This window comes from Pseudarthrobacter sp. WHRI 8279 (assembly GCF_040224115.2).
In the GTDB taxonomy this organism is placed as follows: Bacteria; Actinomycetota; Actinomycetes; order Actinomycetales; family Micrococcaceae; genus Arthrobacter.
In genome coordinates, this window is record NZ_CP168162.1 from 4,005,366 (window position 1) to 4,031,323 (window position 25,958).

21 protein-coding genes are annotated in these 25,958 nt (G+C 58.1%); 16 read left to right on the forward strand and 5 right to left on the reverse strand.

What is annotated here, in order from left to right; translation table 11 throughout:
- Positions 1 to 267: 267 nt before the first annotated feature.
- The 6 genes from ABRP28_RS18395 to ABRP28_RS18420 all read left to right on the forward strand — a co-directional run bounded on the left by ABRP28_RS18395 (position 268) and on the right by ABRP28_RS18420 (position 11,041).
- Positions 268 to 1,119: a site-specific DNA-methyltransferase gene (locus ABRP28_RS18395; RefSeq protein ID WP_374152886.1), complete on the forward strand. Its 852-nt coding sequence runs from the start codon at positions 268 to 270 to the stop codon at positions 1,117 to 1,119.
- A 511-nt stretch (positions 1,120 to 1,630) separates the two neighbouring features.
- Complete coding sequence (locus ABRP28_RS18400) at positions 1,631 to 3,028, forward strand: AAA family ATPase (protein WP_374152887.1); 1,398 nt, start codon at positions 1,631 to 1,633, stop codon at positions 3,026 to 3,028.
- Between the two features lie 18 nt (positions 3,029 to 3,046).
- Positions 3,047 to 5,044 carry a hypothetical protein gene (locus ABRP28_RS18405; protein WP_350000927.1) on the forward strand — a complete coding sequence of 666 codons (1,998 nt, stop codon included), beginning with the start codon at positions 3,047 to 3,049 and terminating at the stop codon, positions 5,042 to 5,044.
- A gap of 203 nt (positions 5,045 to 5,247) precedes the next feature.
- Positions 5,248 to 7,098, forward strand: coding sequence for an AAA family ATPase (locus ABRP28_RS18410; RefSeq protein WP_374152888.1), 1,851 nt, complete (start codon positions 5,248 to 5,250; stop codon positions 7,096 to 7,098).
- Positions 7,099 to 7,187: 89 nt separating this feature from the next.
- Positions 7,188 to 9,470, forward strand: a complete 2,283-nt coding sequence (locus tag ABRP28_RS18415) for a restriction endonuclease (RefSeq protein ID WP_350000924.1) — start codon at positions 7,188 to 7,190, stop codon at positions 9,468 to 9,470.
- Positions 9,471 to 10,450: 980 nt separating this feature from the next.
- Complete coding sequence (locus ABRP28_RS18420) at positions 10,451 to 11,041, forward strand: hypothetical protein (RefSeq protein WP_350000923.1); 591 nt, start codon at positions 10,451 to 10,453, stop codon at positions 11,039 to 11,041.
- Between the two features lie 316 nt (positions 11,042 to 11,357).
- Here ABRP28_RS18420 and ABRP28_RS18425 read toward each other — a convergent pair whose 3' ends face one another.
- The 3 genes from ABRP28_RS18425 to ABRP28_RS18435 form a co-directional block, all read right to left on the reverse strand.
- A complete protein-coding gene (locus ABRP28_RS18425; protein ID WP_374152889.1) occupies positions 11,358 to 12,272 on the reverse strand; it encodes a hypothetical protein in 915 nt (304 codons plus the stop codon).
- A 479-nt stretch (positions 12,273 to 12,751) separates the two neighbouring features.
- On the reverse strand, positions 12,752 to 13,627 hold the full coding sequence (locus tag ABRP28_RS18430) for a hypothetical protein (RefSeq protein ID WP_350000921.1): 876 nt from the start codon (positions 13,625 to 13,627) through the stop codon (positions 12,752 to 12,754).
- Positions 13,628 to 13,775: 148 nt separating this feature from the next.
- Positions 13,776 to 14,087, reverse strand: a complete 312-nt coding sequence (locus ABRP28_RS18435) for a helix-turn-helix transcriptional regulator (RefSeq protein ID WP_350000920.1) — start codon at positions 14,085 to 14,087, stop codon at positions 13,776 to 13,778.
- 188 nt (positions 14,088 to 14,275) lie between these two features.
- Here ABRP28_RS18435 and ABRP28_RS18440 point away from each other — a divergent pair, with 188 nt between their 5' ends.
- Positions 14,276 to 15,136: an LAGLIDADG family homing endonuclease gene (locus ABRP28_RS18440; protein WP_350000919.1), complete on the forward strand. Its 861-nt coding sequence runs from the start codon at positions 14,276 to 14,278 to the stop codon at positions 15,134 to 15,136.
- 19 nt (positions 15,137 to 15,155) lie between these two features.
- On the opposite strand, the gene ABRP28_RS18445 is transcribed toward ABRP28_RS18440, so the two are convergent.
- Positions 15,156 to 15,890 (reverse strand): HNH endonuclease signature motif containing protein, encoded by a 735-nt coding sequence (locus tag ABRP28_RS18445; RefSeq protein WP_374152890.1) that lies wholly within the window; start codon positions 15,888 to 15,890, stop codon positions 15,156 to 15,158.
- Positions 15,891 to 16,614: 724 nt separating this feature from the next.
- Positions 16,615 to 16,839: a helix-turn-helix domain-containing protein gene (locus ABRP28_RS18450; RefSeq protein WP_350000918.1), complete on the reverse strand. Its 225-nt coding sequence runs from the start codon at positions 16,837 to 16,839 to the stop codon at positions 16,615 to 16,617.
- A 115-nt stretch (positions 16,840 to 16,954) separates the two neighbouring features.
- Between ABRP28_RS18450 and ABRP28_RS18455 the strand changes: the two genes are divergently transcribed.
- The 9 genes from ABRP28_RS18455 (at position 16,955) to ABRP28_RS18495 (ending at position 25,955) form a co-directional block, all read left to right on the forward strand.
- Positions 16,955 to 17,755, forward strand: a complete 801-nt coding sequence (locus ABRP28_RS18455; RefSeq protein ID WP_374152891.1) for a hypothetical protein — start codon at positions 16,955 to 16,957, stop codon at positions 17,753 to 17,755.
- 2 nt (positions 17,756 to 17,757) lie between these two features.
- Complete coding sequence (locus ABRP28_RS18460) at positions 17,758 to 19,251, forward strand: hypothetical protein (protein WP_350000916.1); 1,494 nt, start codon at positions 17,758 to 17,760, stop codon at positions 19,249 to 19,251.
- 407 nt (positions 19,252 to 19,658) lie between these two features.
- Entirely contained in the window at positions 19,659 to 21,521 is a 1,863-nt protein-coding gene (locus tag ABRP28_RS18465; protein ID WP_350000915.1) for a BCCT family transporter, read from the forward strand.
- Between the two features lie 464 nt (positions 21,522 to 21,985).
- Positions 21,986 to 23,581 carry a glycoside hydrolase family 68 protein gene (locus ABRP28_RS18470; RefSeq protein ID WP_350000914.1) on the forward strand — a complete coding sequence of 532 codons (1,596 nt, stop codon included), beginning with the start codon at positions 21,986 to 21,988 and terminating at the stop codon, positions 23,579 to 23,581.
- A 122-nt stretch (positions 23,582 to 23,703) separates the two neighbouring features.
- Positions 23,704 to 24,177 (forward strand): Asp23/Gls24 family envelope stress response protein, encoded by a 474-nt coding sequence (locus ABRP28_RS18475; RefSeq protein ID WP_350000913.1) that lies wholly within the window; start codon positions 23,704 to 23,706, stop codon positions 24,175 to 24,177.
- On the forward strand, positions 24,174 to 24,365 hold the full coding sequence (locus ABRP28_RS18480; RefSeq protein WP_231456966.1) for a DUF2273 domain-containing protein: 192 nt from the start codon (positions 24,174 to 24,176) through the stop codon (positions 24,363 to 24,365). The genes ABRP28_RS18475 and ABRP28_RS18480 overlap by 4 nt, the downstream gene beginning before the upstream one ends.
- Entirely contained in the window at positions 24,362 to 24,742 is a 381-nt protein-coding gene (locus ABRP28_RS18485) for a hypothetical protein (RefSeq protein WP_350000911.1), read from the forward strand. The genes ABRP28_RS18480 and ABRP28_RS18485 overlap by 4 nt, the downstream gene beginning before the upstream one ends.
- Positions 24,739 to 25,347, forward strand: a complete 609-nt coding sequence (locus tag ABRP28_RS18490; RefSeq protein WP_350000910.1) for a DUF6286 domain-containing protein — start codon at positions 24,739 to 24,741, stop codon at positions 25,345 to 25,347. The genes ABRP28_RS18485 and ABRP28_RS18490 overlap by 4 nt, the downstream gene beginning before the upstream one ends.
- Positions 25,344 to 25,955, forward strand: a complete 612-nt coding sequence (locus ABRP28_RS18495) for a hypothetical protein (RefSeq protein ID WP_350000908.1) — start codon at positions 25,344 to 25,346, stop codon at positions 25,953 to 25,955. Before ABRP28_RS18490 ends, ABRP28_RS18495 begins: the two co-directional genes overlap by 4 nt.
- Positions 25,956 to 25,958: the final 3 nt, after the last annotated feature.

The window sequence follows — 25,958 nt, forward strand, 5'->3', positions numbered from 1 at the left end:
GAATGTCCCAAAGGGCGCCGCCTCGCAGGAGAACGACGGGCTTGGGGAATCCCACGGACCTGACCTTCCACGTGTTGACAGTATTTGAATTTACGCCGAGTACCTCCCCGACCTCGGCTGCGCCAGCAAGAAATTGAACATCTTCCATTCGACAAAGGTATCTCGGGAGTTGGAGCGTCGTGATCAGACAAACCGTCGGAGATGTCTTACACTGAGACAAGACCCAGCGGCGTATTCGCCGTCGATAGAACTTTCATGAGGACTTATATGGCACAGGCTGTACCCGAACAATCGGAGCTGGCACCGTTTGCTACCGGCCACCGCGGTCTGCAGAAGTGGACCCTATATAACGGCGACTGCCATACGGTGTTGCCGGAGTTGGAACCGGAGTCCGTCGATTGCGTTGTAACCTCACCCCCATACTTTTGGCAGCGTGACTATGACGTTGATGGCCAATTCGGTATGGAGCCGTCTATCGATGGGTTCGTGGCCAACATAGTCCAAACTTTCGAGGCTTTGAAACCCGCACTTAAGGCCAGCGGCACGGTGTTTCTCAACTTGGGTGACACGTACTACAGCGCCAAGGGTCGGCCGCACGGCGAAGACAAGAAGCATAAGAGTCGGCGCATGTCCCAATTGCGGGCTGTCGACGGCCCAGGACTAGGATTACCGCGAAAGTCATTGATCGGCATGCCTTGGCGTACCGTACTCGCACTGCAGAACGCTGGATGGACTCTGCGAAGCGACATCATTTGGGTTCGTAACTCTGCCATACCTGAACCTACGGCGAAGGATCGGCCCTGGAGAAAGTTCGAGCACATATTTCTCCTCAGCAAGAGTCCGCGATACTTCTTCAACAGGGAAGGGCTTGCTGGTGAGGAAGACGTTTGGTTCATTGAGCCGGAACGTAAATCTCTGGCAAGAGGCACGCACTACGCACCTTACCCGCGCGACCTTGTGCGAAGGGCTATCTCTGCCGGTTGCCCGGAGGGAGGCCTAGTCTTGGACCCCTTTGTAGGCGGTGGGACGACGATGGACGTAGCCTTGGACGAAGGTCGAGATGCTTTAGGGATTGAGCTTAATCCTGCTTTCGCAGCGGGGATTGCCGCCGCTTTGTAGGCACGTTTGAATACGTTGATACCCTGTCCACGTGCCTTACGTGAGCCTCGAACTTCTCAACGCTTCTGCAAATGAACTGCGGGGGTGCCACCCCCTGACGATAATCAGCGTCCCCGCGTTGCTGCGTGAAGCGTCAACGGCCGGCGCCAGCCCTACGGACTTACTTCCATTTGGAAGCGGCCAGGAGAACGCCCTGTTGGAGTGTTTCCGCGTTACGAACGGTGCCAGGCCCTACGTTGGTGTTTGGAATGAGAAGGTGCCCCCGCAGTTGGTTAGGTCTGACTACGCTGGATCTACTCTGCAGCGCCAGAGGACCCGCGACTCTGAAGCTCGGGCCGCATTTGTAGACGACAGCAGCCCAGAGAAAAGAAAGCGCGAGAAGTTCGCGCTGAGGGAGAATGCGGGGAGCGCCCTGCTCAGCACTGGCACCCGGAAGGTGCCGAAGGTTGCGCTTGCTGCATGGCTCAGCAGACACCACGAGTACCAGCAAGCCGCTACCCTGCAGGATGTCGTGATCTGGTTCGATGAGCAATTCCCGACCCAGGGAACGGATCTTAGTGTCCTCTACTCAGATGACATTCCCGCCAGTTTTTCCGAGCTGAACGCATTTTCTGAGCATAAAGTTCAGGCGGACGAGATCATCCAGGCACTCGCGCTTGATTTGGACGAGGCGCGGCGCCACGTCCGCGGAGGACTTAGCGTTGACGTCGCTGAGGAGCTTGAAGACGAGGGCTCACTCGACGACCTCCTGTGGACAAGGGACTCGGTGGAACGACCGCTCCGTGAGGCTGACGTGGAAGCCATAGCCAAGAGGGCCTTGGAAACGCTTGAGCAACGTCACGTATTACTGCCCGATGCAGAAAACCTGGTTCGGCGATGCGTCATTGCCCTTCTTGGTGGGCACCTAGTGCTCCAAGGCCCGCCTGGCACGGGCAAGACAACCCTGGCCAGGGCCCTTGGAGACGCCTTTCACATCGAACTGCGGGAGTCCACTGCGACTAGTGATTGGTCGCCCTTCCATGTCATTGGTGGTTTTCGACCCAATGCCGCTGGTGGGCTCATGCCCGTCTACGGCAAGGTTACAGAAGCCATCCTCCGTTGCGCGAACGTGGTTCGCAACGATGTTCAGGGCAAAATTAGCTCCGACGACAACGCTGAGGACATCTCGGCTACGCAAGCCCAAAAACAGGCGACGTGGCTATTCATCGATGAGTTTAATCGGGCCGACATCGACAAGGCCATCGGCTCGCTCTACACGGTTCTTTCATCCACTGACGCCGGACACCTAGATCGCTCGCCCATTGACCTTTGGTTTGAGCAAGATCCGCGGAGCCAGCAGTTGTGGGTACCCGGGCGCTTCCGAATAATCGCTGCGATGAATGATTTGGATACGTCGTACGTCAACTCGCTTTCTCAAGGCCTCAAGAGGCGGTTCCGCTTCGTAACAGTGGGCGTTGTAAGCCTGAGAGGAACGGATGCTGCGCCGGTCACCGATGAGTTGATGGCTGCTTTTAGCAACGCTTACGACTGGCTCGCCCGGACCTATGGCCACGCCCTTTCCTTGCAGCCTGCGGAGCAAATGCTGTCAGTCGTGACTCTGGGCATGCAGCGTTTCCAGCAACTTGTGGATGAGCTTCGTTCTAGCAGGGCAGGCGAGCCTGGACTCCCCTTGGGAACTGCCCAAATCGTAGATGTGATGAGGATGATGCTTCTAGCAGTAGCCGGAGGCACGACAACCGTCCCCTCCGCACTCGACTTAGCGATAGCGGATGGCATCGTTCCTCAGATGTCGAATGTTTATGCGCAGCAGGGTCAGCGACTGAATGATTTGATGCGAGAGCTAGAACTTCCCCTTTCTGCTTCTGCCTTGTCCGATCTGTTATTGCTTGATGCTGGCCTGGCTGTCTAGCGCCGCGGCCGGTTTGACGTGATCGGAGAAGAGCTGCAACAGGGTGCCGAAACCTCTGCTGGCTATTTCTCGCCGGAGGCGAGAGATGCAGCGGCACGAGGGGCTTTGCCGTTGGTGGCTTCCTACTTCGTGTCCGGGCAGACTCAATTGCGACGTGCCGCAATTTTCACCTCGGCTCCCGAGACAGATCGCGGACTCGACAAAGGCATCGCAGGTGTTCGGCTTCGCGTCGCTCTGGCAATGGGGCGGGAACTGGAAGACATTCTGCAAGGTGTGGTTGCTCGACCAAATTTCCGGTATCAACTCAGCAAGGGGGAAAGTGTTGGGGCTGTCGTTGGACAGCTTGATGTCAACGAGTACGCACTTTCCAGAGGCCTTCTAACTGAAGCAGCTGTATTCCCTGTATTGAACGTGGAGCGTGGGCAGGTCACGCCCGAGAATCGCCTCGCGACCTTCGCCGTATCCTGGCTAGTACGGGAGGTTAGAGAGGCTGCGCGGATTGCTCGTGTTCCTGCTGGGAGTCCCGAAAAGAGAGAGGCCATTAGGCTAAGTCTCGCGATGAATCGACTCATGGTTCTACCGCTCTTCAGTGCATGCAGGGCTTCCGTTAGCAGCATCAGGAGATCCGGCGACTTGCAGGCTCTTACCCGCACAGTTGGTTCTCGCCTGCGGCGCGGCGAAGTAGCTTCTCCCGACGCCTACCGCCGTCTCGTCGATTGGACCAAGTGCTTTGCCGAAGGCACACTTCCTGAAGAAGGCAACCGCGACTGGCTCCACTATGGGTCTTCTTTTGACACCCGCCTATTTGAGCTTTGGTGCGCTAATCTCACAGCGGAATGCATAGCCGATGCCTTGTTCTTAGCGAAACCTGAAGTTCGGGCCGGGTGGAGCCAAGACGGCATTATGTTCACTTGGGACAGGCCTGGAGGAAGACTGGAACTGGTCTTCCAGCGTTCAGTGCAGACCATAACAAATGGCGAGCGCAGGCCGCGCTGGAAGCGCAGGACTGGGGGCACGAGGGACTTGGGAGGGGTTCCAGATTTAGTGGCTAAGGCTACGAGCCCAAGTGGAGAGGTTCGTCTTGCAATCATTGACCCGAAGTTGCGGCAGCGAGAAACGGTTCCCACGGAAGAGCTCTACAAGATACTGGGATATTTCGAGAACTATGAACTTTCTGCGCAGGCGTTAGGTGCAGTCACCTATTACGCGCCGTCCACACAAGACCCGGTCGTGGACACTTATGACACCCATGACAATGGAAAGCTCTTCGCCATTCCGCTGGATCCTTTGCGCCCGGAAGCGGGCAAGCAAACTATGCAGCCGCTCGTTGACTGCATCCTTGAACAAATTGGCTATGTCTCCCCACAACCGAAGAACCGCGAGCAGCGGTTGACCAAGGAAGATTCGCCTTTTGAAGCCGTTATCTTATCCAGGCTTCAGGAACTTAGATGCGTCGAAGTTACACTCGGTCCTGGACTGGATGCGTCGAAAGCGCGTGTGGAGATGGCACTGGGAGAACGCCGGTGGGCGGCGTTAAATTCGTCCACTCAAAATATGCTTGCCACATCCGAACATGTTGGCTTCACCCTTGGTCAGACGGCGGACTACTCATCAGCCGTCGTGGGGCTTTGCGCCGCCTTGGAAGTCGTTATGTATGACGCTTTAGCAACTCCAGTACTTGAGCGATTCCCAGACGTAAACAATGGCCGCCACATCATGCTGGGGACCCTGATTGATGGCGTCGAACAGGGCCTTGAAGGGAAGGGTACCCAGCTCGCAAAAGCCATCGGGATGCACATCCACGAAACTGGGCCTAGCCGGGCCGAGCTTGGAAGACTTGTGCCGTATTGGTGGGATGTGAACCGCGACTTCCGGATTCCTGCGGCACACCGCGAAACGATGAGTATTCATCAGTGGAGAAAAGCCTGGCGCACTCTAGTTGGTCATGGGCAGGTTCTTGGCGCGACCATAGACGTCCTGTTGCTCGCGACCAACAGTTCCGAAGACTCCGAGTAGCCAGACCGAGCACTACTACGGTAACCAGAGTTGCTATCCTCCCTTAGTCCTAGGAGGCCACAGTTAGCTGCATAGAATGTGAGTCGGCAATCGAGGCTTGTTGGCAACTGGAAAGGCGAAGTTCGGCTATGGGGCACACGGAGTCTGATCTGAGGAGTGAAGAGCGAGGGTTTCCGATCGAGTCCCACGACGGAGATGCGGATGTGTCCATAAGTTACACGGCCACCGAACCTGACTTCGATCTTGATGCCCTTTTCGCCCAGGTCGAAGAGGAGAATCTAGATCGGGAAACGCTCCTGCTCCCTATCGAGAGCGTGACGCTCCGAAAGTTCAAGCAGTTCAAAGATGTGCAAGTTAGTATGAGCCCGGAAATTACTCTCATGGCCGGAGGGAATAATTCAGGAAAGTCATCGGTCTTGCAGGCCTTGGCAGTATGGGAGTTTTGTCGTCTTGCCACCCTTATGGAGAGGGGGCCCGAGGGACTGACCAGTGATCGCGTTGGATTCCAAGGATTTGGGCTCGGTGATGACGAATTTTCGCCCATCAATATACCTACCCTTAAGCACATGTGGACGAACCTCAAGCCGCAGCAGAAGGACGTTGGGCAGGACGGGTACACACTTAAAATCGGTTGTGAGTGGATCACCGGGCTCGGCAAGAAGCACCTTACTTTTGGGTTGTCCTTGGCTAATGACCGCCTGTTCGTACGCATTGAAACTTCGAACCTAACTGCTATGGATCGGACGCCGCGAATGGCCTACCTTCCGCCCTTCGCTGGTATCACGTCACGAGAAGGGCGAATAAATGGAGCCGTGAGAAGGCGCCGGATCGGGGAGGGCCTCGCCGGAGCCGTTCTACGAAACTTGCTGCTCGACATGTACCAAGCGAACGTTCGAAAGCGAGCGGAACTTTTGGCGGCAGCAGCACTTACAGGCAGTGTGCGAAAACCCCGTATCAAGCCTAAAGATTTGGAGGAGCTAAGACGCAATGACCCTTGGGAGGTGCTTCAGCACTCGCTGAGAGAGGTTTTCGGCGCGGAACTAACGGTAGGCGAATTCCGGGAGGAGTATCACTCTTATATCCAAGTCTTCGTGACCAAGGGTACGGTCAACGGCCACATCCTCACCGCGTATCCGAACTTCACCAAGCGCGACCTCATGGTGGAAGGCAGCGGTTTCCTTCAGTGGCTAAGTGTCTTTGCCCTTGCCACTAATGAAGACGTTGATGTCCTCCTCTTAGATGAGCCGGATGCTCACCTGCACCCTAAGCTACAGAAGGAGCTTGTCAGGCGGTTGGGTCTCATCGTTGCTGGATCCCATAAGCAGGTCTTCATAGCAACGCATTCAAGCGAGATTTTGCGTAATGCCTCCGCTGAACGAATCATGGAGTTTCGTCCGGGCAGGACACCTCGCTACCTGACCGGGGACTTCCAAAAGGTGGGCATGCTTGAGGGCATCGGATCTGATTATGCGCCCCACATCGACCGGATCAGGCAAACGAAAAAGGTCTTCTTCCACGAGGGAACCAGTGACCTGGCCGTTCTGAGAATCCTCGCAGAAGTCCTAGGAACCCCGCTCTCTTCTGAATGGGTTCCGTGGAGGACTACTCATGGACAACGCGAAAGAAAGATGCTTTGGCGCGCGCTGATTGAGGATGTTCCAGGTATTGAAGCCATAAGTCTGCGCGATCGTGACGAAGGGGAAGTTGGAACTGTCGGCCCCAACCTTGAGGATAAGGACTCAAAGTCCGTTCCGGGATTCACAGCCCTTAAGTGGCGGAGGCGCCATATCGAATCTTATCTCTTGCTTCCTTCTGCCATTGCCGGTACCACTGGGTTGTCTGAAGACCAGGTGAGCAAGGAGCTTCAAGTGAGGCAAGGGATCTTCATCAATGAAGAATTTACAAAGTCAAATGCCGCGAGCACGTATCTTGAGGCACGAGGGAAAAATATTCTGGCCTCCCTCAAAACGGATGCGGTTTCTGTTGCGAAGCACATAGAAGCACGGCTCGTTTGCGATGATCTTAGGACTGTCATTGCGGCTCTACGCGATTAGCGGTGCCCTTATGCGTCATTATCATCTTAGTTTCAGTTTGCTGTCGGCCGGAGGGTCGTCGTCGCAGGCACGTGACTGCGAAGGCAGGTATGTCCCACAACCTTGAAGCGCTTACGGCGTTTGACTTCGAGTCCCTAGCGAAAACTGTGCTTGATGAAACTCTGGGAGTCGATCTTGAGATCTATAAGGCCGGCCGTGACGGAGGCATAGACCTTCGGCACGCATGGAGCGGCGATGCCGGTCAACTCATCGTCCAGTGCAAGCACACGCCCGCTGCGAAGATCGGTTCGCTTCGAAGCCAGTTTAAGAACGTGGAACTCCCCAAGGTGCGTGAACTGAAGCCGCAGCGGTATGTCATCTTCACTTCTGCAGGATTAACGCGGGCCAACAAGTCCTTACTCAAGTCGGACCTAGCCCCTTTTGTCACTCGTGAGAGCGACATCTACGGGCGACAGCAGATTGAGTATTTTCTCGATACGCATCCGGACGCTGTGAGGGCCCATCTCCGACTCTGGCTGTCGAACAGCAGCGTGCTCCAATCCGTGCTAAATCAAGACGTTGCCCTGAGGTCTGCAGATTTGATGCGGAGGATTAAGAGCCAGCTCAGTACATTTGTCGACACACCAGCACTAGCGCGAGCCCAGGACATTCTTCGCCAGCAGCGTGTTTGTCTGATCACTGGTCCGCCTGGAATCGGAAAGACCACGCTCGCGCATATCCTTTGTGCTGAACTTGTGGCTCTCGGCTACGAGGCGATCCAAGTCACGGGCCGGATCTCAGAGGCTCTGAAGCTCTGGCAAGAGGGCAAGAAACAGGTATTCGTCTTTGACGACTTCCTCGGACGGTCGGCTCGAGGTGACCTAATCGAACGAAATGAGGACGAGGATATTCCCGGCTTCGCGGAGAGAGTTCACGCTGCCGGCGACAAGTGCTTCATAATGACCACACGAGGTTACATCCTCGGTCAAGCTCGAGTCATCTACGATCGGCTCTCTAAGCCGGCTCTGAAGCTTGCTGAGTGTCTCCTGGAGCTGGAGGATCTGGATCTACGGTCTCGGTCCTTGATCTTGTATAACCACGTTTGGGCGAGCCAGCTAGAGCCCGCCGAGAAGGCGCTCTTTTCCGAGCGTGACGTCTACTGGCCCATCTTGGACCACAAGAATTACAGTCCTCGTCTCGTGAGCCTGAGTCTTGAGCGCTACTCCCGTGAGCGCAACGAGCATGCACTTACGGCACCGCAGATCATGTTACGTAATTTGGATAACCCAGCGGAGTTGTGGGATCACGCCATTGCCCGCCAGCTGCCTGATGAACCCCGTGGGGTTCTTGATGTTTTCGCCACCATCGGCGCTCAAGTGGGTCTATCGCAACTAAGGGATATTTGGACGGACGCCCTAGACACTGGGCATGAACCGACCTCTGAAGACAGGTTTGAAAGATACTTGGCCGTCTTGGAGGGTGACTTCCTTACGGTGGGAGGACCTTCTGACACTCCAATCATTTCGAGTGCCAACCCATCTATTGACGACTATATGGCTGGCCGACTACGGGAGAGGCCCCGGATGCTCGGCGGGTTACTGAATAGGACGCCTTCGTTCAGCCATGTCGAAGGTATCCACCGCTTATTTAGTTACCGTGCCAACTTTGGCGCAGCGGAGGCGGCTAAATCTTCATGGAAAGTGGTCCTTCAACCTAAAGTGTTCGACGCGTACCGCCGCCTAATTGGGCACAGTGATCCTCTTAGCGAGCTTAAAGAGATTGACCGGGGCGAAAGATTCCGAAGGTTGGCCAAGCTTTGGAGTGTTGTTGACACCGATGCGCAGACCCTTATCGCCTTGGATCTCACGGCTGCGTTGCTTCGCGACTCCGGGAGCAAGGTCGGCCTCCTCACCCTGGACTGCTTTGGTGAGGCAGTGGCTTTACTAGGACAGCTAGAGCAGTTCCCGGACGCTTACAATTTGCATGAAATGCTGGTTCAGCAGCTGATTGACCTTGTAACAGAAAGTGCGTTCTCTTGGGACGAGGCCAGGTCAGCTCTTTCTCACGTTGAGACATTGTCAAGTCCCGACAGTCGCAGCCTAGAGGCTCTAATCATTGAAGCTATGGACTACATGGTCAGAGGCGAATTGGAGTTGTGGGAGGGCATTGAAGGTCCTTATGAAGGAAATTTCTCAAATGACCTAGAGAGCATGATCGAATACGCGTCGATGCAGAGCGACCCAGACGACGTTTATCCTGGCTACGACCGTGCGGCGAGGTTCCTGGACATGGTGTCTGAACAAAGAGAGCTGGATGCGGAAGACCTGTGGCGAGGATCTTCCGAGTCGGGCAAAGGCTTTAATGTCGACCATCTTATGCGTGGCCTTCAATAGAGCAACCGGCTCGACCCCAGCCCGATAAGTCAATGCGTCCGCACCAAGGCCTGGGTCTGGATTATTTGGTTGCTGCCGTTTCTGTCCCTCATTCGACCAGTCGACATTCAGCCGCCGCTTAAAGGCCGTAGAGAATGCACTTTGCACCAGCTTCAGCTCGCCTGACACGATCGGCATCAACCTCCAGCCCGCCAATACTTTCTTCAGGAAGCAGCAACCGCCGTGAGGCTTCAACCAGCAGCTGAGCCCGCTCATGTCGCTGGTGGACGTTGAGAAGGCAGCCATGAATTGAATCCACTGGCACAACACCGCAAGCTCCATAGCTCTCTGGCCATGGTCCCACCCGACGAGTTAGGGAAAACCTAATACTTTAATTAGAAGCCTCAGCGTACGATAAGGCCACCAGCAAGAAGTCGCCCAAAACCCGTGCTCTTCATAAACCGGAGGTAACGTGTCCAGGCAAGTAGGACAAGAATTGTCGTCCCACAGCTTGCCTAAGCGTGTGGGTTGCTTGCACAACGCCATGGAGGGCGGGGGCGGTGGAGAGGTCTAACCGGCGAAGGTCCACCAAGCCCAAGAAAAGGGCGCCACAGCCGCAGGGGCGCACCATGCCGTCAAGGAGCTCAAACGGGGCTTCTGACACTGAATCGGCTCCGAAATTGGGAACCGTAACCCCTAACGGTCGCGATTCAAGCATCGCGGACTCATCACCCGTCCATGGAGTCGGGGGTCAGAGTGAAACGCCGGTCAGTACGACCCATAAGCACTGGTGGGCATTCATCAAAACCGGTTGGGGGAAGGCGGCAGCCGGGCTCAGTGGGTTACTGGCGATACTGACGTTTCTCGACCTAGTCGTCGGCTGGCGGTTTGACAAGGCTTGGGATCAACGGCAACCCCAATTCGACCAGCGGATCATAGGCACTCTGACTGCTGGTGAAGTATATGAGACCTTCAAAGAAAAGATTCCTCATGGTCCCGCAATGCGTGAAGAAATCGGTAGCCACACTCGGTTCGTCTTCATCCTGGACAATGCATACGTCCAAGCGTTTGTGGATCGATCCGGCATAGTAGCTGCGTACGGTGTTGTAATGAAAGACGGAGTCGATTCTCCTCCAATCGAGGTTCCTGGGGGCACCATAACCCTTGGAAAAGATACATTCGTTACGGCGTGGGCTGTCGCGGGCGGCGGCCCGAGCAAGGTCGGCGGCGCCGTGGGCGCGCATCATCAGTACTACTACGAAATGACCGCTGACACCCCTGGTGCGTGGAACTACCAGAACATCGCTGTTGGAGTTACGTCTATATCGGCGCAACCACCCAAATGGGACAAGGGTTCACCTTGTGTTGTTTGTGATGACGCGGTCAATGGTGCACTACAGGAGCAGTACGCGGGAACACCCCCAGAAACTGAGTTCACGCCGCTAAGAAGCCGCGATTACATAACTGCTACTTCGCATGTCCGGGAAACTACGGAGATCGATAGTGTATTCATCACGGCACCCACCGTTGAGATCTCAGACGAGATGCTCCTTCTGCACCCGTCTGAAATCCCAGAAAAGGAAGTGCAGTAGTCACTAAGATCTTTACTCTGCTGGCCCGAAGCAATCTCTGAGCTTGTAGGCGGCGTGACGCGGAAGCCCACGTCTACGTTCCATAGTGCGAGATCGATTCCGATTGATGAGGTGCTATTTGCGGAGACAAACGCTTCCATATCGACTTGAGTACCCGGCAGCAGGCCGTGCAGCAGGATAGTCGGGCACTGAGGATGTCAAATAGGGACATCACAGGCGTCTCAAAAAGTATCCTCCACTGTGATCCGGTCGACGACTTGTCGTGGGTCACCACGAGGCTATGATGACGGGTTTGCGGCTAAGGGCAAGGTTGCTCTTACCAGATGTCGTTATGAGATCTAGCGCGGGAGATCATGTACTCCCACTCTTTAGGGTCCGCCCAGGATGGCTTATCTAAATCGGGAAAGCTAGGACTCCCGCTTTCCCGGCCAGTGTCAGCGGTAACAAAGGACGCACTCTTCAAAGACCAATCCCTCGCGGGGTAGTACAAGCCAGCATCTGTGAGATACCAAGGTGCCGAATCTGGTCCAGCTACTTCTACCAATGCACCGTCTATATTCAAGGCGCCGGCAGTCCCGTGACTTGCATCCAAGGCTACCTTGATGCCGTTCTCGAAGCGGTTGATTACAGATTCCCAGTCGATCTTCTGAGCAAGGCGCCGTGCCCGCTTTGCATTCAACTCCGTTGCTAACTCGATCGCAACGGTGGAGAAGTCAGCACCGGGTTCCCACGTTACTTCCGATGAGTGCTTTCCGCCTTGTGTATGTGCGACAACCATGAGGTCTTCATCCGGTTCTTCAACGGCTCCATGACGTTGCTGCCTGAACCATGCGTCAGGACGGTAGTACGTTCTAAGCTCTAGACTTACGTGAAGTTTCCCTGGCTCGTTCTCGGCTTGAACCCTCAGTGACCTACCAAAGAGGGCAGCTGCCTTGTCTGCTTCTCGAAGCGTGTGGCTGACTCGATCGTGAGTAAAATCGTTCGCCAAATCTGTAGCCAACGCATGTTGTTCCGACAGTTTGGCGTCATATAGGGCGTCAATTCGCTCGGAAAGCGGCCCTAAGCGTTCGTCTAAGTCGGCGCGATAGGCCTCCTGGACTTCTGCTTTCACTCCGGCTGTAGCCGTATTGAAGGTATCGGTAACGACTCTCCGAAACCTTGGTTCAAACAGGAGCAGTACTGCCGCGGAGATCAGCCCGACGCCGAAGTTCGTCAGGATTGATTGCCACACAGCCACAGCGTTCTCACCGAGCCCGGGGATAAAGGGTCCTCCGAACGCCAACACGGTGATGACCAGGCCCAGGCTTATAAGGCCGAAGACCCATCGTAGGCGTAGCTTCTGTGCTGGCTGGGCAGCTGACTTTTCCACAGGGAAACAGTACAGGCGCCGGTTGCAGCGTCATAAACTCCGACCGCGACACTCCCGCCGTTGCCAACGTGGTTCCGCTCTATGCTTTGCTGGTGGTCATGGCGCTGTGCCCGCGCCGATGCCTGATGGCACAAGCTTGTGGATGCCGCGCGTCTGGCAGCCTGGAGGACTACGGGCAATGTTACCTACTACAGGGGTGGGGGTACCCCCTCGGCGAGCATGCTCCATCCCCGGTGGTGGTTAGCGCCTTTGATTGCGTACGGGTTCCAAGGTTTCTGTAGCAAGACCGACGCAACATGTAAGCGAACATGAGATTGAGCAATCTATTTAGTGAGGGGCGCTTAGGAATCGATGCCAAGGAACTGAGCTATCACTTTATCCCAGTGAGCGGCGGATCCAATAAGGCCTAGTAGGAATCCAATAAGAGTCATAACAACCGTCACGAGAATGTTGATTCCGTTGGACTTTCGTCCCACAGCCTGCAACTCCTTAACCTTCTCAGGGTCAGTTTCCAGGGCGCGGGCCAACTTGGCATTCTGGCTCATTTTTTCCTTGAGGGACCGCGACTTGCGCTCTATATCCCTGCGCACGGTTTCAAGTTGACGGTGAGCCGCAGCTAGGCCACGAAAAGCGTTGTCGATTGCGGACTTGCCTAAGTCCAGTGACTCCTGTAGTTCTGTCATCCGTCCCATAACTGTCGCTTCTTTTCTGCGGCTAGTTATGAGAACGAGCGCGAATCCGCCAAGGAATCCATACCAAGCGACCTTCGACAATAAATCATCCGGATCGGTGTCAGGCTGTCCGGTGACAATGGTCCCAACTTTAAGGAATGCAAGGATTGTAGCTATCGTAATTGCGGCTTTTCCCAGAGAATGCAGCCAAGACATTATGCGCGTATAGGTACTGTGGACAAGACTAACTGCTCGAAGCTTTTTTATGTTTTCAAAGCCGCCGGACCGCCAAGCTAGCCAAGACAAAAAAAGTCCGCCGAAGCCCACAACGACCAGGACAATAGTGGCCCACGTGATTGGCTGGTCACCGGACAGTATGACGGAAACACTTGAGGCGGCGACCAAAGCTGAGAAGGCGCCAAAGATGCCAATTTTTAACGATGTTGCTGAGTCCGGTAAAACCACGGGAGGGTCCGGAACCACTTCACTTGGCAATTCTGTGAGCTCAGAACTGTCCGCTTGGGGAAGGGCATCTTCGCTGGGCATCGACGGAACCACCTCACCGATCGTCTTCGAGCAGTAGTGCATACCTACCACCCAAACATCTCGATAACAAGTAGGCGGATGACGCCGATGAAGTAGAAGCGCAACGCCGTCGAGCGCACAAGGACGGCATCATCGCCCGGCAAGTATCTTATCCGCCCATTGGCCTGCGGCCGCCGCGGTATGGTTCCGGCCGAGTCTCGGACTGCGCGGAAACCAGGAGCTGGTCCACAGGGACGTCAAGCACAGCTGCAATGTCCCAAAGCCGTTCGTACGCGACGCTTTTTCGTCCCCACTCGATTCCAATGATCATGTTCCTACTTAGGCCCGACTCCAGCGCTAAGGCCTCCTGAGATAGGTTTTGTCCCAGCCTTAGCTCGCGAATCCTGGCGCCAACTTCCCTTCGCCGCTCTTCCCACCGAAGCGACTGCTCCGGGCTGGATTGGTGGGGGCGGGTAGGCATTTGTCCATGTCAACGGAGAATGTCAGCCTTGTCTGCTCTACTAGTGATACATACAACTAGTAGGCCGTGAGGCAAAGGTGACAACAAGAGTATCCGGAGCGGTGCATTCACATTCCGCTACCACAGGCGCACTAATAGTTGTCTTTGACGACAATAGTGAAGTCATCGCTGATCCGGCGGCTGTGTGGATGATTAGCGTTCGCAATGGCCACGGCGACGCTTTTGAGACCAAGGCGGTAAGAACCGAGGCCTTGGCGCTGCACTTACCACGCAGGGCCTGCGTTCGGCTGCTCGCCCAACCCTCGGTGCCCGTTGATCTTCCGGTCGATCCTTATGTCTTCGGATATTGGCTGGGAGATGGCCAGTCCGCGAACGGCAACATTTGCGTTGGAATGCAGGACTACGAACATCTCCGAGCAGAGCTGATCAAGACCCTACGAGCTTACGAGGACCTGGGGGAAGCGCACTATTGGCAGAACATGATGATGCTGAACATCCGGAGGCGGCCTGAGCTTTGCCCAAAGGGCCATGACAGAACGGACAATCCCCGCTTTAGCAAGGCGGGGCATCCGATTTGCCGACGATGCACGAACGGCAAGGCCAAGCACCTACCCACGCTCATGTCCCTACATGAACGCCTGAAAAGTGTGGGTGTCATTAAGAACAAGCACATCCCAGATCTGTATTTACACGCGGGCACCCACCAGCGACGGGCCCTCTTGCAAGGGCTCATGGACTCGGACGGACACATCGACAAAGCCGGCCGTGCCGGATTTACGAATACTAACCGGCGAATCGTGGATGGTTTCGTCTTTGTAGCTCGCTCCTTGGGCTACAAACCGCAAGTGCGTCAACATAACACCTCGGGGTGGATAGTCAGCTTTGCTGTGAACAGCACAGCCCCGATTGTGCGACTGGAGCGCAAAGCGGCCCGCGTCGTGGTGGCAACATCTCGCCAAGCTCGGATGAAATACATTCGCTCGGTTACCGAGCTGACGCCTGATGGCCACGACCAGAGTCCGATCTTCCGTTCGGTACTGGAACTTTGACTCCGGCCGTGGCTTGCCTTTACCCGGCGTCTCTTTGTATCAGCCGGGACATCGGCAGGGTATCAAAGGGCGCAGGACTGGTCGACCTCGCAGCCCGTGCCCCTGCGCGGGCAGGCAGAACGAGGACGCCGCCAATGGGTAAGCCCAGAGCAAAGGCCAATGTGATTTCCTGAACAGCAGTGGCGCCCGTCTTTATCCGCACCGGTCGACCTGCCGCGGCTTCAGCCTTGCGGAAGAGTTTCCTTCGTTGGTTCTCCGCCTTAGTAACAGGTTCCAAATGATTTGGAGCAACGCACTTCGCATTCACGCAAACGTGGTCCAGTTCAAGTCCTTTCGGAATCGGTCCCATGAGCGACTCGTAAATCCACCTATGCGCCTTCATGTTCGTACCATGTCTCCAGAAACGAGGGTAGTTGTCCCTGTCTTTGGCCGCGGTCCAGTTCCAGCACCCTGTATCCCAGTCACCTTGCGTCTTGGCGAAGAACCTTTGTAGGGATGGGCTCAGCCAGTCATCGATTGGAGCATTTGTGGTGGTTAGCAGTTCCGGCTCGGTTGTTGTAGCCGTTGTCGTAGTTGGTGCCATGGTCACTTTCGGTATGAGCCTGAGGCTCGTTGTGAGGTGCTCCTTTTGAAGCACCCATGTTGGGTTTGATTGGATCCCAGGCCCTGCTTGGGCCTGCTGTCGTGCACTTAAACCGGAGCCCTCCGGCGGAGGTCTTGGCTTGTAACCTAGAAACTCTTTTCGCCTAGGCATCGCTTTGCTCGCCTTATTTAGATTGCGGTTTTTTAGAACGGGGGTTCACCTGAACCCCATGGGGGAGGTATCGGACGGCAAGTATGCAGCGAGTTCCACCATGCCACCTCCGCGTCGCTCCACTGCCGCTGAGTTAAGGGGGATACGCCAGGTTGAGGGGGATGTATTCCGCTCCCTGGCCAAGCTAGTTGCTGAACCGGGGAGTTATTGAAGCGATATTTGGTTATTAGAAAGCCAGCCGCGCGCGCCTTGCTTAAGTGGCTGCTGACAGTTGCTTCCCTGATTCCGAGGCTGGCAGCGAGCCTTCGCCCACTGACCGTCGTCCGCCCAAATTCGTCGGCTGCGTGCGCCACCTCACTGAGAGTTGCCCGGACCCTCTCCTTCAATGGCGACATCTCCAGAAACTCGAAAAAGGTTCCACTGGAATACGCTGCCTCCGGGTGAAGTGCCTCGAGGACGGGTCGGGTCTGCTGCCGCCGGAGAAACCACCGAGGGCTTAGGAGGTGTGAGAACTGTTCTCCAGGGCGCCCTGTACAGCCGAGAGGTTTGCGCTGCAAATCAGGCTGTAGGCGCCCGGCATCGAAGGTGCCTGTCTGTCTCCACTCATGACCCTTACATCGGCATCGCGTTCCCGACCTCGCAATGCCGGACCACCCCTTGTGCTTCCTGTGATGCATGTCGTTAATGCCGGAGATCACACGTTTTTCGTCTGCAAAGCGAGAAGTCACGGGTGATAGCCCTCATGTGCCGTCATGTATGAGTCCAAGGCGTCGGAAGAGTATCTAACTAGACCCCCGACCTTTATGTAGCGAGGACCGCGTTTGGCGTTGTTGGCCAGCCAACGAGGAGGAACGTTGAGGTACTGAGCTGCTTCTGCCCGCGTGAGGTAGATGCAGCGAGCGCCCCCACGTCCGTGCTCTTGAGGTAGCTGGTCGCTGTCGATGGTCATGCAATGCCTTTCATAGTAAGAAGATTGGGTTCAAAGTTTGCAACTATGAACCGGATGCATCTAAAGTTAGAGGTGTTGATTCAAAGTTGTCAACTCTGATTGAAAGGCATGATGTATGAATGACTACAGTGGGTGTATGAAGTCACAAGACGCCGCCGCGTTGCTCAGGAAGCTCGTTGAAATGGTCGCGCAAGACCACCGTTCAGGCGCCATGCCCCAGGAGCGCTTCTATCCGGAGTACGCGCTACTGGGCTTCCCGACTGAATCTGGTTGGGCTATCGGCATACGTATGGAAGTCTCTGAGAATGAATGGTCAGTAACAGAAATATTGGCATTGCCAGGTGAAGCGACCCAAGGATTACCCGACCTCAGTACTCCAGCTTTCCGGTCTTACCTTGACGAAGCAGCGACGAGGGCAAAGGGGAGGCGCTCGGCGATGAACTCGTATCTCGAGAGCACGCGCGCGAACGCCGAATTTATACAGTCGCGCTTTGAAACCTGGAGAAGTAAGGCGGCGCCAAGGCGCAACGTTGAGTATGCAGCCCTTGCTGCTAAATACGCAGAGCAGATCCGCGAGGGGAACACGAAGGCTACGGCCACGCTCGCTGAACAGGTGGGCATGTCTCCCTCTGTCATGGCGCAGCGTATCAAGGAGGCGCGCCGTCGCTTACTTCTCACCCGTGGGGAGCAAGGGCGGGCCTCGGGCACATTGACGCCGCTAGGTGCCTTATATACGGATCCCGACTTCCCGGGTATGCGGGAGGTTTGGAAGTCCGGGCTGGGGATTCGAGCTATCGCCGATAAGTACGGTGTCGACGAGCGCTCTGTGTGGGTTGCAATGGAAGAGGAACGAACCGACAGCGGAGTGCCCGTACCCCTTGATGAGTTCATTGCCTCTAGCGGCGAAAGGCGGTAAAGGTGGGCATTAGAAAGTTGGATTGGGCAGTCTCCTACACCGCCGCCTCCGGCAAAAGGCTTAGGAATGAATATGACACGGAAGCAAGAGCCAGAGAGTTTGCCACGAGGCAAGCTAAGCTCGCCACCGAACTGGGTCTTGAGAGTCCTTTAATTGCAAAGCTCAAGCCCCGCCGCTGGGAGGCCGGCTACCAAGACCACCAAGGACGCTGGAAAACAAAACGGTTCGCGACGAAAGACGAAGCGACCGAGTTCCTCGGCAATCAAGTCAAAGCAGTCAAAACGGGCACTTACATAGATCCTAAGTCCGCAGCAGGAATGACAGTGGAGGAGCTCTATGTTGCTTGGATTGATCGAATCCAAACGGTAGGAGCGTCGGGAAGGCGCCCTGCCACCCCTAAGACCGTGCAAGGTTACGAGTGGCTTTATCTGCGCATGATTAAGCCCTACTGGCAGGACTACCCTCTCAGTAACGTCAGCTATGAGGGTGTAGCTGAATGGGCGAGGAGCATGGTAGGTGTCAATGGAACCCTGGCGAGCGCAGATACGCGAGCGAGGGCGTCAAAGCAGTTCTCAAGAATGCTTGACCATGCTGTTGCTATCAAAGTTCTTCGGGTAAACCCGGCGAAGGATTCTGTTGGCGGGCGTGACTATGTGCCTTATGCCGCTGATCACAGGGAGTCTGTATACCTTACTCGTCCTCAGCTTGAACGGCTTGCTGCATTTGCAGGCGCTCATGAGCTTCTTGTTCGCTTCACCGGACTTACGGGTCTGAGGTGGGGGGAAGTTACAGCTTTAACTGTCCGGGACTTGGATTTAGGTTCTCGTCCCTATGTGTCTGTAAACAAGGCGTACTCCGAGGTGAAGGGCAAGCTGATTCTTGGCCACACAAAAGGGCATGCGAGCCGCGACGTCCCACTTCCTGCATCACTCGTAGTCGATCTGTCACGCCTAGTTACCATGAAGTCCCCGAATGCGCTCCTCTTCCCCTCAGCAGAAGGGCATGCAATGCGGAACTCAAACTTCAATAGGCGGTACTATCAGCCCGCCCGTCTTTTGGCCGCAGGCTGCGTGGCGCGCGTGCAGATTGCCCTGGGAATATCCGAAACACGGCGGGGGCTCGCCGTGTTTGGCGATTCGATGCTAGCGGCCGTTAACGGGTTCCAGCAGTCTTTCGGTCTGGAAGTCCGGCCAGCGGTTGGGAAGGAAATGTGGCTCGCCTTGGCTGAGTCTGTACCGGATTCGCGAAGGAAAGGGATGTCAGATTCAGCTCGCATCTGCCTCGTCGTGGGCGATTCCGACTTTCGGCCCCCCGTCTTCCACGACCTGAGACACACGGCTGTCAGTCTGTACTTGTCGGTCACTAAGAACGTGAAGCATGTTCAGCGGATTGCAGGGCACAAGGACGCAACGACAACGCTTAACACTTACGCGGAGCTGTTTGAGGACGACTTCTTCAACTCCGCCGCAGGGCTGGACAAATTGATTGCAAATTGACGTTTCCCAGTGGCCCCCTTGGTAAAGCTCTGGTAGGTGACCGGATACCCCGCTTGGATCCGGGGGAATCAGAACGATTAACGGTCGACTGAAAATCGAAAGGTCACCGGATCGACGCCGGTCGGAGCCACCACTGGGAAGCATCAGTTCTTCGGAACTGGTGCTTTTCTTATTTTCCGGGCCTACAGTTATTGGGCCGCACAGAGCACGTCTCGATCCGGCATCAATACCCCCGGGGCCGGCCACTTTCCCGCCCCGCGGCTTTACGGATTCCGTAAACTTGCTGGCTGCACGGCCGTAGACACGCGGCAGCGGCACATAAGAACACACAGGAACAGACGAACGTACACGAGACGAACCTGCACAACGCAGTCTGAGCGCACACAGCGCATAAGGAGAAACTGGGAATGTCCGCCACACCTGGCACCAGGACCATCAGCCAACCACCGGGGGAAAAACCTCCCGCCCATAAGAAAGCGGCGGACCGGCCGCCCGGAACCGGCGGTCAGCAACTCGCCAGATGGGTCTTCTGGCCCGCAGCCGGAACCATCATTGTTTTTGTCCTCTTCGCCACGATTTTCCCTGCGGCTGCCACAGAGATCTTCACCACCATCCAAGGCAACGTTATCAACTGGTTCGGCTGGTACTACGTGGCAGCCGTTGCACTCTTCGTGGCGTTTTCCCTCTGGATCGGCCTCAGCCGCTATGGCGATATCAAGCTGGGCCAGGACGACGACGAGCCCGAATTTTCCGTGGTGTCCTGGTTCGCCCTGCTCTTCGCGGCGGGCATGGGCATCGGCCTGGTCTTCTTCGGTGTGGCCGAGCCGCTGAACCACTTTGCCGCGCCCCGGCCCGGTGTGGAGGGATCCCCGCTGGAGCTCGCCCAGCAGGCGATGACGCAGACCTACCTTCACTGGGGCCTCCATGCCTGGGCCATCTACGTTGTGGTGGGCGTATCCATTGCCTACGCAGTGCACCGCAGGAACCGCCCCATCTCTATCCGCTGGACACTTGAGCCGCTCCTGGGCCGCAAGCGTGTTTCCGGCGGATGGGGCAACCTGATCGACGTCGTGGCCCTGGTAGGCACGCTGTTCGGTGTTGCCACCTCCCTGGGTCTTGGCGTCCTGCAGATCTCCGCCGGACTTGAACAGGCCAACATTGTCCAGGCCACCACCATGACGCAGATCGGGTTGATCCTCTGCATCATCACGCTGACCATCATTTCGGTGGTGTCCGGTGTGGGCAAGGGCATGAAGTGGCTCTCCAACACCAACCTGGTCCTGGCCGCGCTGCTGATGCTGGTGGTGCTGTTTACCGGACCCACGCTGTTCCTGCTGCGTGAGTTCGTTCAGTCGATCGGGCACTACCTCCAGAACGTTGTAGGCCTTACTTTCAACACGCTGGCATTTTCCGGTGCAGAGGGCGAGGCATGGCAGGCCGCCTGGACCACCTTCTACTGGGGCTGGTGGATCTCCTGGGCGCCGTTCGTCGGTATCTTCATCGCCCGTATTTCCAAGGGCCGCACCGTCCGGCAGTTCGTCGCCGGCGTGCTCCTGGTACCCACCGCCATGGGCTTCCTATGGTTCTCCGTCCTGGGCGGTGCCGCCATCCACCGCGAGCTGTTCGGCAGCGGCGGGCTCATCGGCGACGACGGCACCGTGGATACCGAAGGTGCCCTGTTCAACCTGCTGGGCAGCCTGCCCGGCGGGGTTGTCCTCACCGCCGGCGCGATTCTCCTGATCGCCATCTTCTTCATCACCTCGGCTGACTCCGGTGCCCTGGTCATGGGCATGATCTCCACCGGTGGGGACGTGGAACCCCGGAACTGGCTGCGCATCTTCTGGGCGCTGGCTGCCGCCGCTGTTGCCATCGCCCTGCTCCTGGCCAATGGACTGCAGGCCATCCAGACCGCGGCCATCCTCACCGCCGTGCCCTTCAGCGTGGTCATCATCCTGATGTGTATCTCCACGGCCAAGGCCTTCCATCGGGAACATGAGACCCTGATGCGCGCACAGCGCAAGCTGGCCCGCGACCAGATGGCCGCCCATGTCACGGAGCAGGTCCAGGACTCCATGCATGACTCGGTCCAGGAGCACTACCAGGAGCACGTCGCGGAACAGATCCACGACTCCGTCCAGGAGCACTACCAGGAGCACCTGGCGGATCAGGTCCAGGACCAGGTCAGCGAAGCCGTGGAGGCCCATCTGACCGAACGACTGGCCGCAGGTGAGGCTGCAGACGCTACGGTTGCGCGAACGCCCAAGGCGTAGCCCCCGGCCTTCACACACGGCCCGGTTCCGGGCAAAAGGGAGGCACCTGTCCAGCCCGGGCAGGTGCTTCCCTTTTCCGTGCCCGGACCACAAAACGGTCCCGGCCAAGGGGTGGCATTTCTCACCTTTGCGCGGCCAAAAGGCAACATTTGATCTTGGCAGAATGTTGTGGCACGCGCGCGTTAGGGGTTAGGTGTAAGCGCTTGCGCAAAAGTGGCCAATGCCCGGAATCGGGCGATGAAACCTGGTTTGATCTCTGCCTTGGAGCCTGTCTACGGTGGAATCACGGCCAGGAAAGCACCACAGTCCGGGCCTCTTCTACGGGGACTACCCAACCCCGTTCCCCCTTGATACAACGGCGTCCCCGATGACGCCTGCCGTGTTCACGGGGCCGCCGGAGTTCGAAGGGCATGGGCATCCGCCCGTCTTCCACGAACAGTTATAACTCCGCGAGAAGAGCAACAATGCACAAGCACCCCCAATCACCCCGGATGCTGCGGTGGCGCCCCGCCGCCGCAGCACTGGCCACAGCCGTGGCTGCCTCGGCCTTCCTGGCCGTTCCCTCGGCACAGGCCAACGAGCCGGCAGATCCGCCGGCCGCCGAGCAGATGCCAGCCCCCACCCCCGGATTCCCCCTCCCCACGGAACACACGCAGGAAGCCTTCGACCCGGCGTCGGACTTCACCTCCAAGTGGACCCGCGCCGACGCCAAGCAGATCATGGCGCAGAGCGACCCCGCCGTGGCCCCCGGCGAGAACTCCATGAGCCCCGATGTCACCATGCCGGAAATCCCCGAGGATTTCCCCGCCATGAACGACGACGTATGGGTCTGGGACACCTGGTCCCTCACGGACGAAAACGCGAACCAGATCAGCTACAAGGGCTGGGATGTCGTCTTCTCCCTGGTGGCCGACCGCCACGCCGGCTACGGCTTCGACCAGCGCCACTGGAACGCACGCATCGGCTACTTCTTCCGCAAGACCAACGCGGATCCTGCCAAGGACAAGTGGAACTACGGCGGCCACGTCTTCGCTGACGGCGCCTCCATCGGCAACACCGAATGGTCCGGCTCCACCCGCCTGATGCAGGGCAACCAGGTCAACGTGTTCTACACCGCCACCACCTTCTACGACGTCGCCGAGCGCAACGCGGGCGGCGGCGGAATCGCCCCGGACGCGGCCATTGCCAAGGCACTGGGCAAGATCCATGCCGACGAGAACGGCGTGACGTTCGACGGGTTCCAGCACACCAAGCTGCTGGAACCGGACGGCGAGATGTACCAGACCAAGGAACAGAACCCGGGTTTCGCCTTCCGCGACCCCTACACCTTTGCCGACCCGGCCCACCCGGGCAAGACCTTCATGGTCTTCGAAGGCAACACCGGCGGCACCCGCGGCGAGTACGAATGCAGGCCCGAAGACCTCGGATACCGCCCCGGTGACGCCAATGCCGAGTCCGTTGACGAGGTCAACAGCAGCGGAGCCTACTACCAGACAGCGAACGTGGGCCTGGCAGTGGCGGACAACAAGGACCTGACCAAGTGGTCCTTCCTGCCGCCGATCCTCTCCGCCAACTGCGTGAACGACCAGACCGAGCGTCCGCAGATCTTCATCCAGAATGAGGGCGGCAAGAACAAGTACTACCTGTTCACCATCAGCCACCAGTTCACCTACGCAGCCGGCATGCGCGGCCCGGACGGCGTCTACGGCTTCGTCGGCGACGGCGTCCGCTCGGACTACCAGCCCATGAACAACAGCGGCCTGGCCCTGGGCTCGCCCACGGACCTGAACCTGCCGTCCGAGTCCCCGGAGGCACCCACCCCGAACCAGAACGGCCGCCAGTTCCAGGCGTACTCGCACTACGTGCAGCCGGGCGGACTGGTCCAGTCGTTCATCGACAACGTGAACGGCGTACGCGGCGGCTCGCTGTCGCCCACCGTGAAGATCAACTTCCGGGACGGCATCTCGCAGGTGGACCGGAGCTTCGGCCAGGACGGCCTTGGCCCGTTCGGCTACCTGCCCACCAACGTCCGCGTTGGCGGCGAAGGCCACTACAAGTAGAACCCACTGCCCAACAGGTGCAGGGTACAGGCAGGGACGTCCGGATCACGGGCGCCCCTGCCTGCTGCCGTTAAGTCACCGCCGGGGATAGGGTGGGGATCAAACAGAAGGGGGAGTGCCTGATGGAATACCAGAACCCACAACCCAACCAGGGCATGCAGCACCACACCGTGCCGGCTCCTGTACCCGGCCCCGGCCGCACGGTAATTTCCGAGACAGCCGTCGCCAAGGTGGCGGGCATAGCTGCCCGCTCCGTCCCCGGTGTCTACTCCCTGGGCTCGGTTCCGTCACGCGCGCTCGGTGCCATCCGTGACGCCGTCGGCAGTTCCGACCACGCCGCCGGGGTGCGCGCCGAAGTCGGGGAAACACAGGTGGCCGTGGATATCAGCCTGGTGGCGAGTTACGGGACACCGCTCCACTCGCTGGCCAACGCCGTGCGTGCCGCCGTCTACCGGGCGGTCGAGGAGCTCGTTGGACTGCAGGTGATCGAGGTCAATGTGGAGGTCACCGACGTCTACATTCCGCCACCGGTCAAACCCGCAGCTTCCGGTCCTGCTGACATGCCCGGCACAACTGAAAGGGAGGCGCTGCTGTGAACCTCACCGTGGCCGGCGCAGCGATGGGCGCCTTCGTCGCCTTCATGTCCCTGCAGTTCGGGTTGTGGGGCTTCCTTGTTGCCCTCCTCTTCATGGCCATCGGGGCACTCCTGGGCCGGGCCGCGGAAGGGAAACTGGACCTTCGCGGCGTCCTGGACGCCATCATCGGCCGGCGCTCGTCCTCATGAGCTCCACAGCCCCGGCGGTCCGGGGCCAACAGCTGAGCGGCCACAACCGCATCAGTACCCAAGCCCTGACAAGCCTCGCCAAAGCCGCAGCAGCCCACTTCCTCGGAGTGGAACCGGAAGACGTCCGCGCTGACTGGACGGACGACGACGGCCTGCTGGCGCTGTCCCTCGTCGCACCTATCAGCATGCTGCCGTTGAGTGCGGTGGTCCAGGATCCCTCGCGCGTTGAGGGGACCGGTGGTTCCATTTGGGGCCGGACCGTGAGGGCAAAGGCCGGCATCCTGGCGGCGGTGGCGGAGCTCAGCGGCTCCGGGCTGAGCCGGGTGGACATCAGGATCACCGGAGCAAAGATCAGTGAAGGGGGGCGGGTGCGATGAACCGCAACGGTGAAGGCCAAAGCCCGGATATGGACCGGATCCTGCGCCGTGAAACCCGGTCAACCCGTGCTGCGGTGGCCACCGCAGCAGCCGTCCTGGTCATTGCGCTGGCAGCCTATGGGCTCCTCGAAGCAGGCGTCCACGCAGTAGGGCAACCGGCCTGGCTGATTGAACCGCAGGTGGCAGCGGAACGCCTGGTTGCCCTGCCGGCAGGAATTCCCCCACTGTTGCTGGGCGCCATCGGTGCTGTACTGGCAATGGTCGGACTGGTCTTCCTCCTCAATGGGGTTTTGCCCGGGCGCCGCGCCCGCCACCGCATGGGCGGCGGCCCCGGCGCCGGCGCCCCGGCCGTTGTGGTGGACGATGAAGTTATTGCCTCCTCGCTGGCGCGGCGGGCCCGGCTTGCCGCGAACGTCACGCCGGAACAGGTCATGGTTGTGGTCGCCCGGCGGCAGGTAATGGTGAATGTCCGTCCCACCTCGGGTGTGCCTGTAAACCAGGATTCGGTCCTCGCGGCAGTCCGGAGCGAAGTGGACGCCATGGCACTGGAGCCCCCTCCCGAGGTTCGCGTGAATGTGGCGACATCCGGAGTGATCGGCGCATGAACAGTACCCCCACCCTCCTCAACCGCATCCTGGTCGCGGCCCTGGGCCTGCTGCTGCTTGGAGTTGGCTGCCTGCTGATGTTGCTGGCCGCCGTACCGGCCGTAGCCTCCTGGTGGCGGGCCTGGTCAGCGGACGCATGGCGCGGAATCAACGAGGCGTTCAACGCCACCCGCTTTCCAGGCCGGCCCGAAAGCTGGCTCTGGATCCTGGTGGCGCTGGCCCTGCTGGTGCTGATTGGCCTCATGGTGGCCTGGGTGGCCCAGCAGGGCAAAGGGCGGGCCGATGTCCTTGCCGTCGAGTACGATCCCGGTGAGGTCCCGGGCGATGTGAGGATCGGTGGGGGAGTGGCGGAGCAGGCGCTGAAGCACGCGCTCGCGCACCGTCCCGACCTCGCCGGCGCCACAGTGACCACCTACAACGTCAAAGGCACGCCCGCGCTAAAGGTCCGGCTCCTTCCACGGCAGGGTGTGGCCCCGCACCTGCTCGCAGATGAAGTGTCGGTGCTGGTGTCAGCCCTGGAACGGGCGGTGGGAAAGGATATCCCCGTATTGATCCATATCGGGGCCGGAGCGCGGACGCGCTTCCGCAGGGCAGAGCGCGTCCGCTGACCG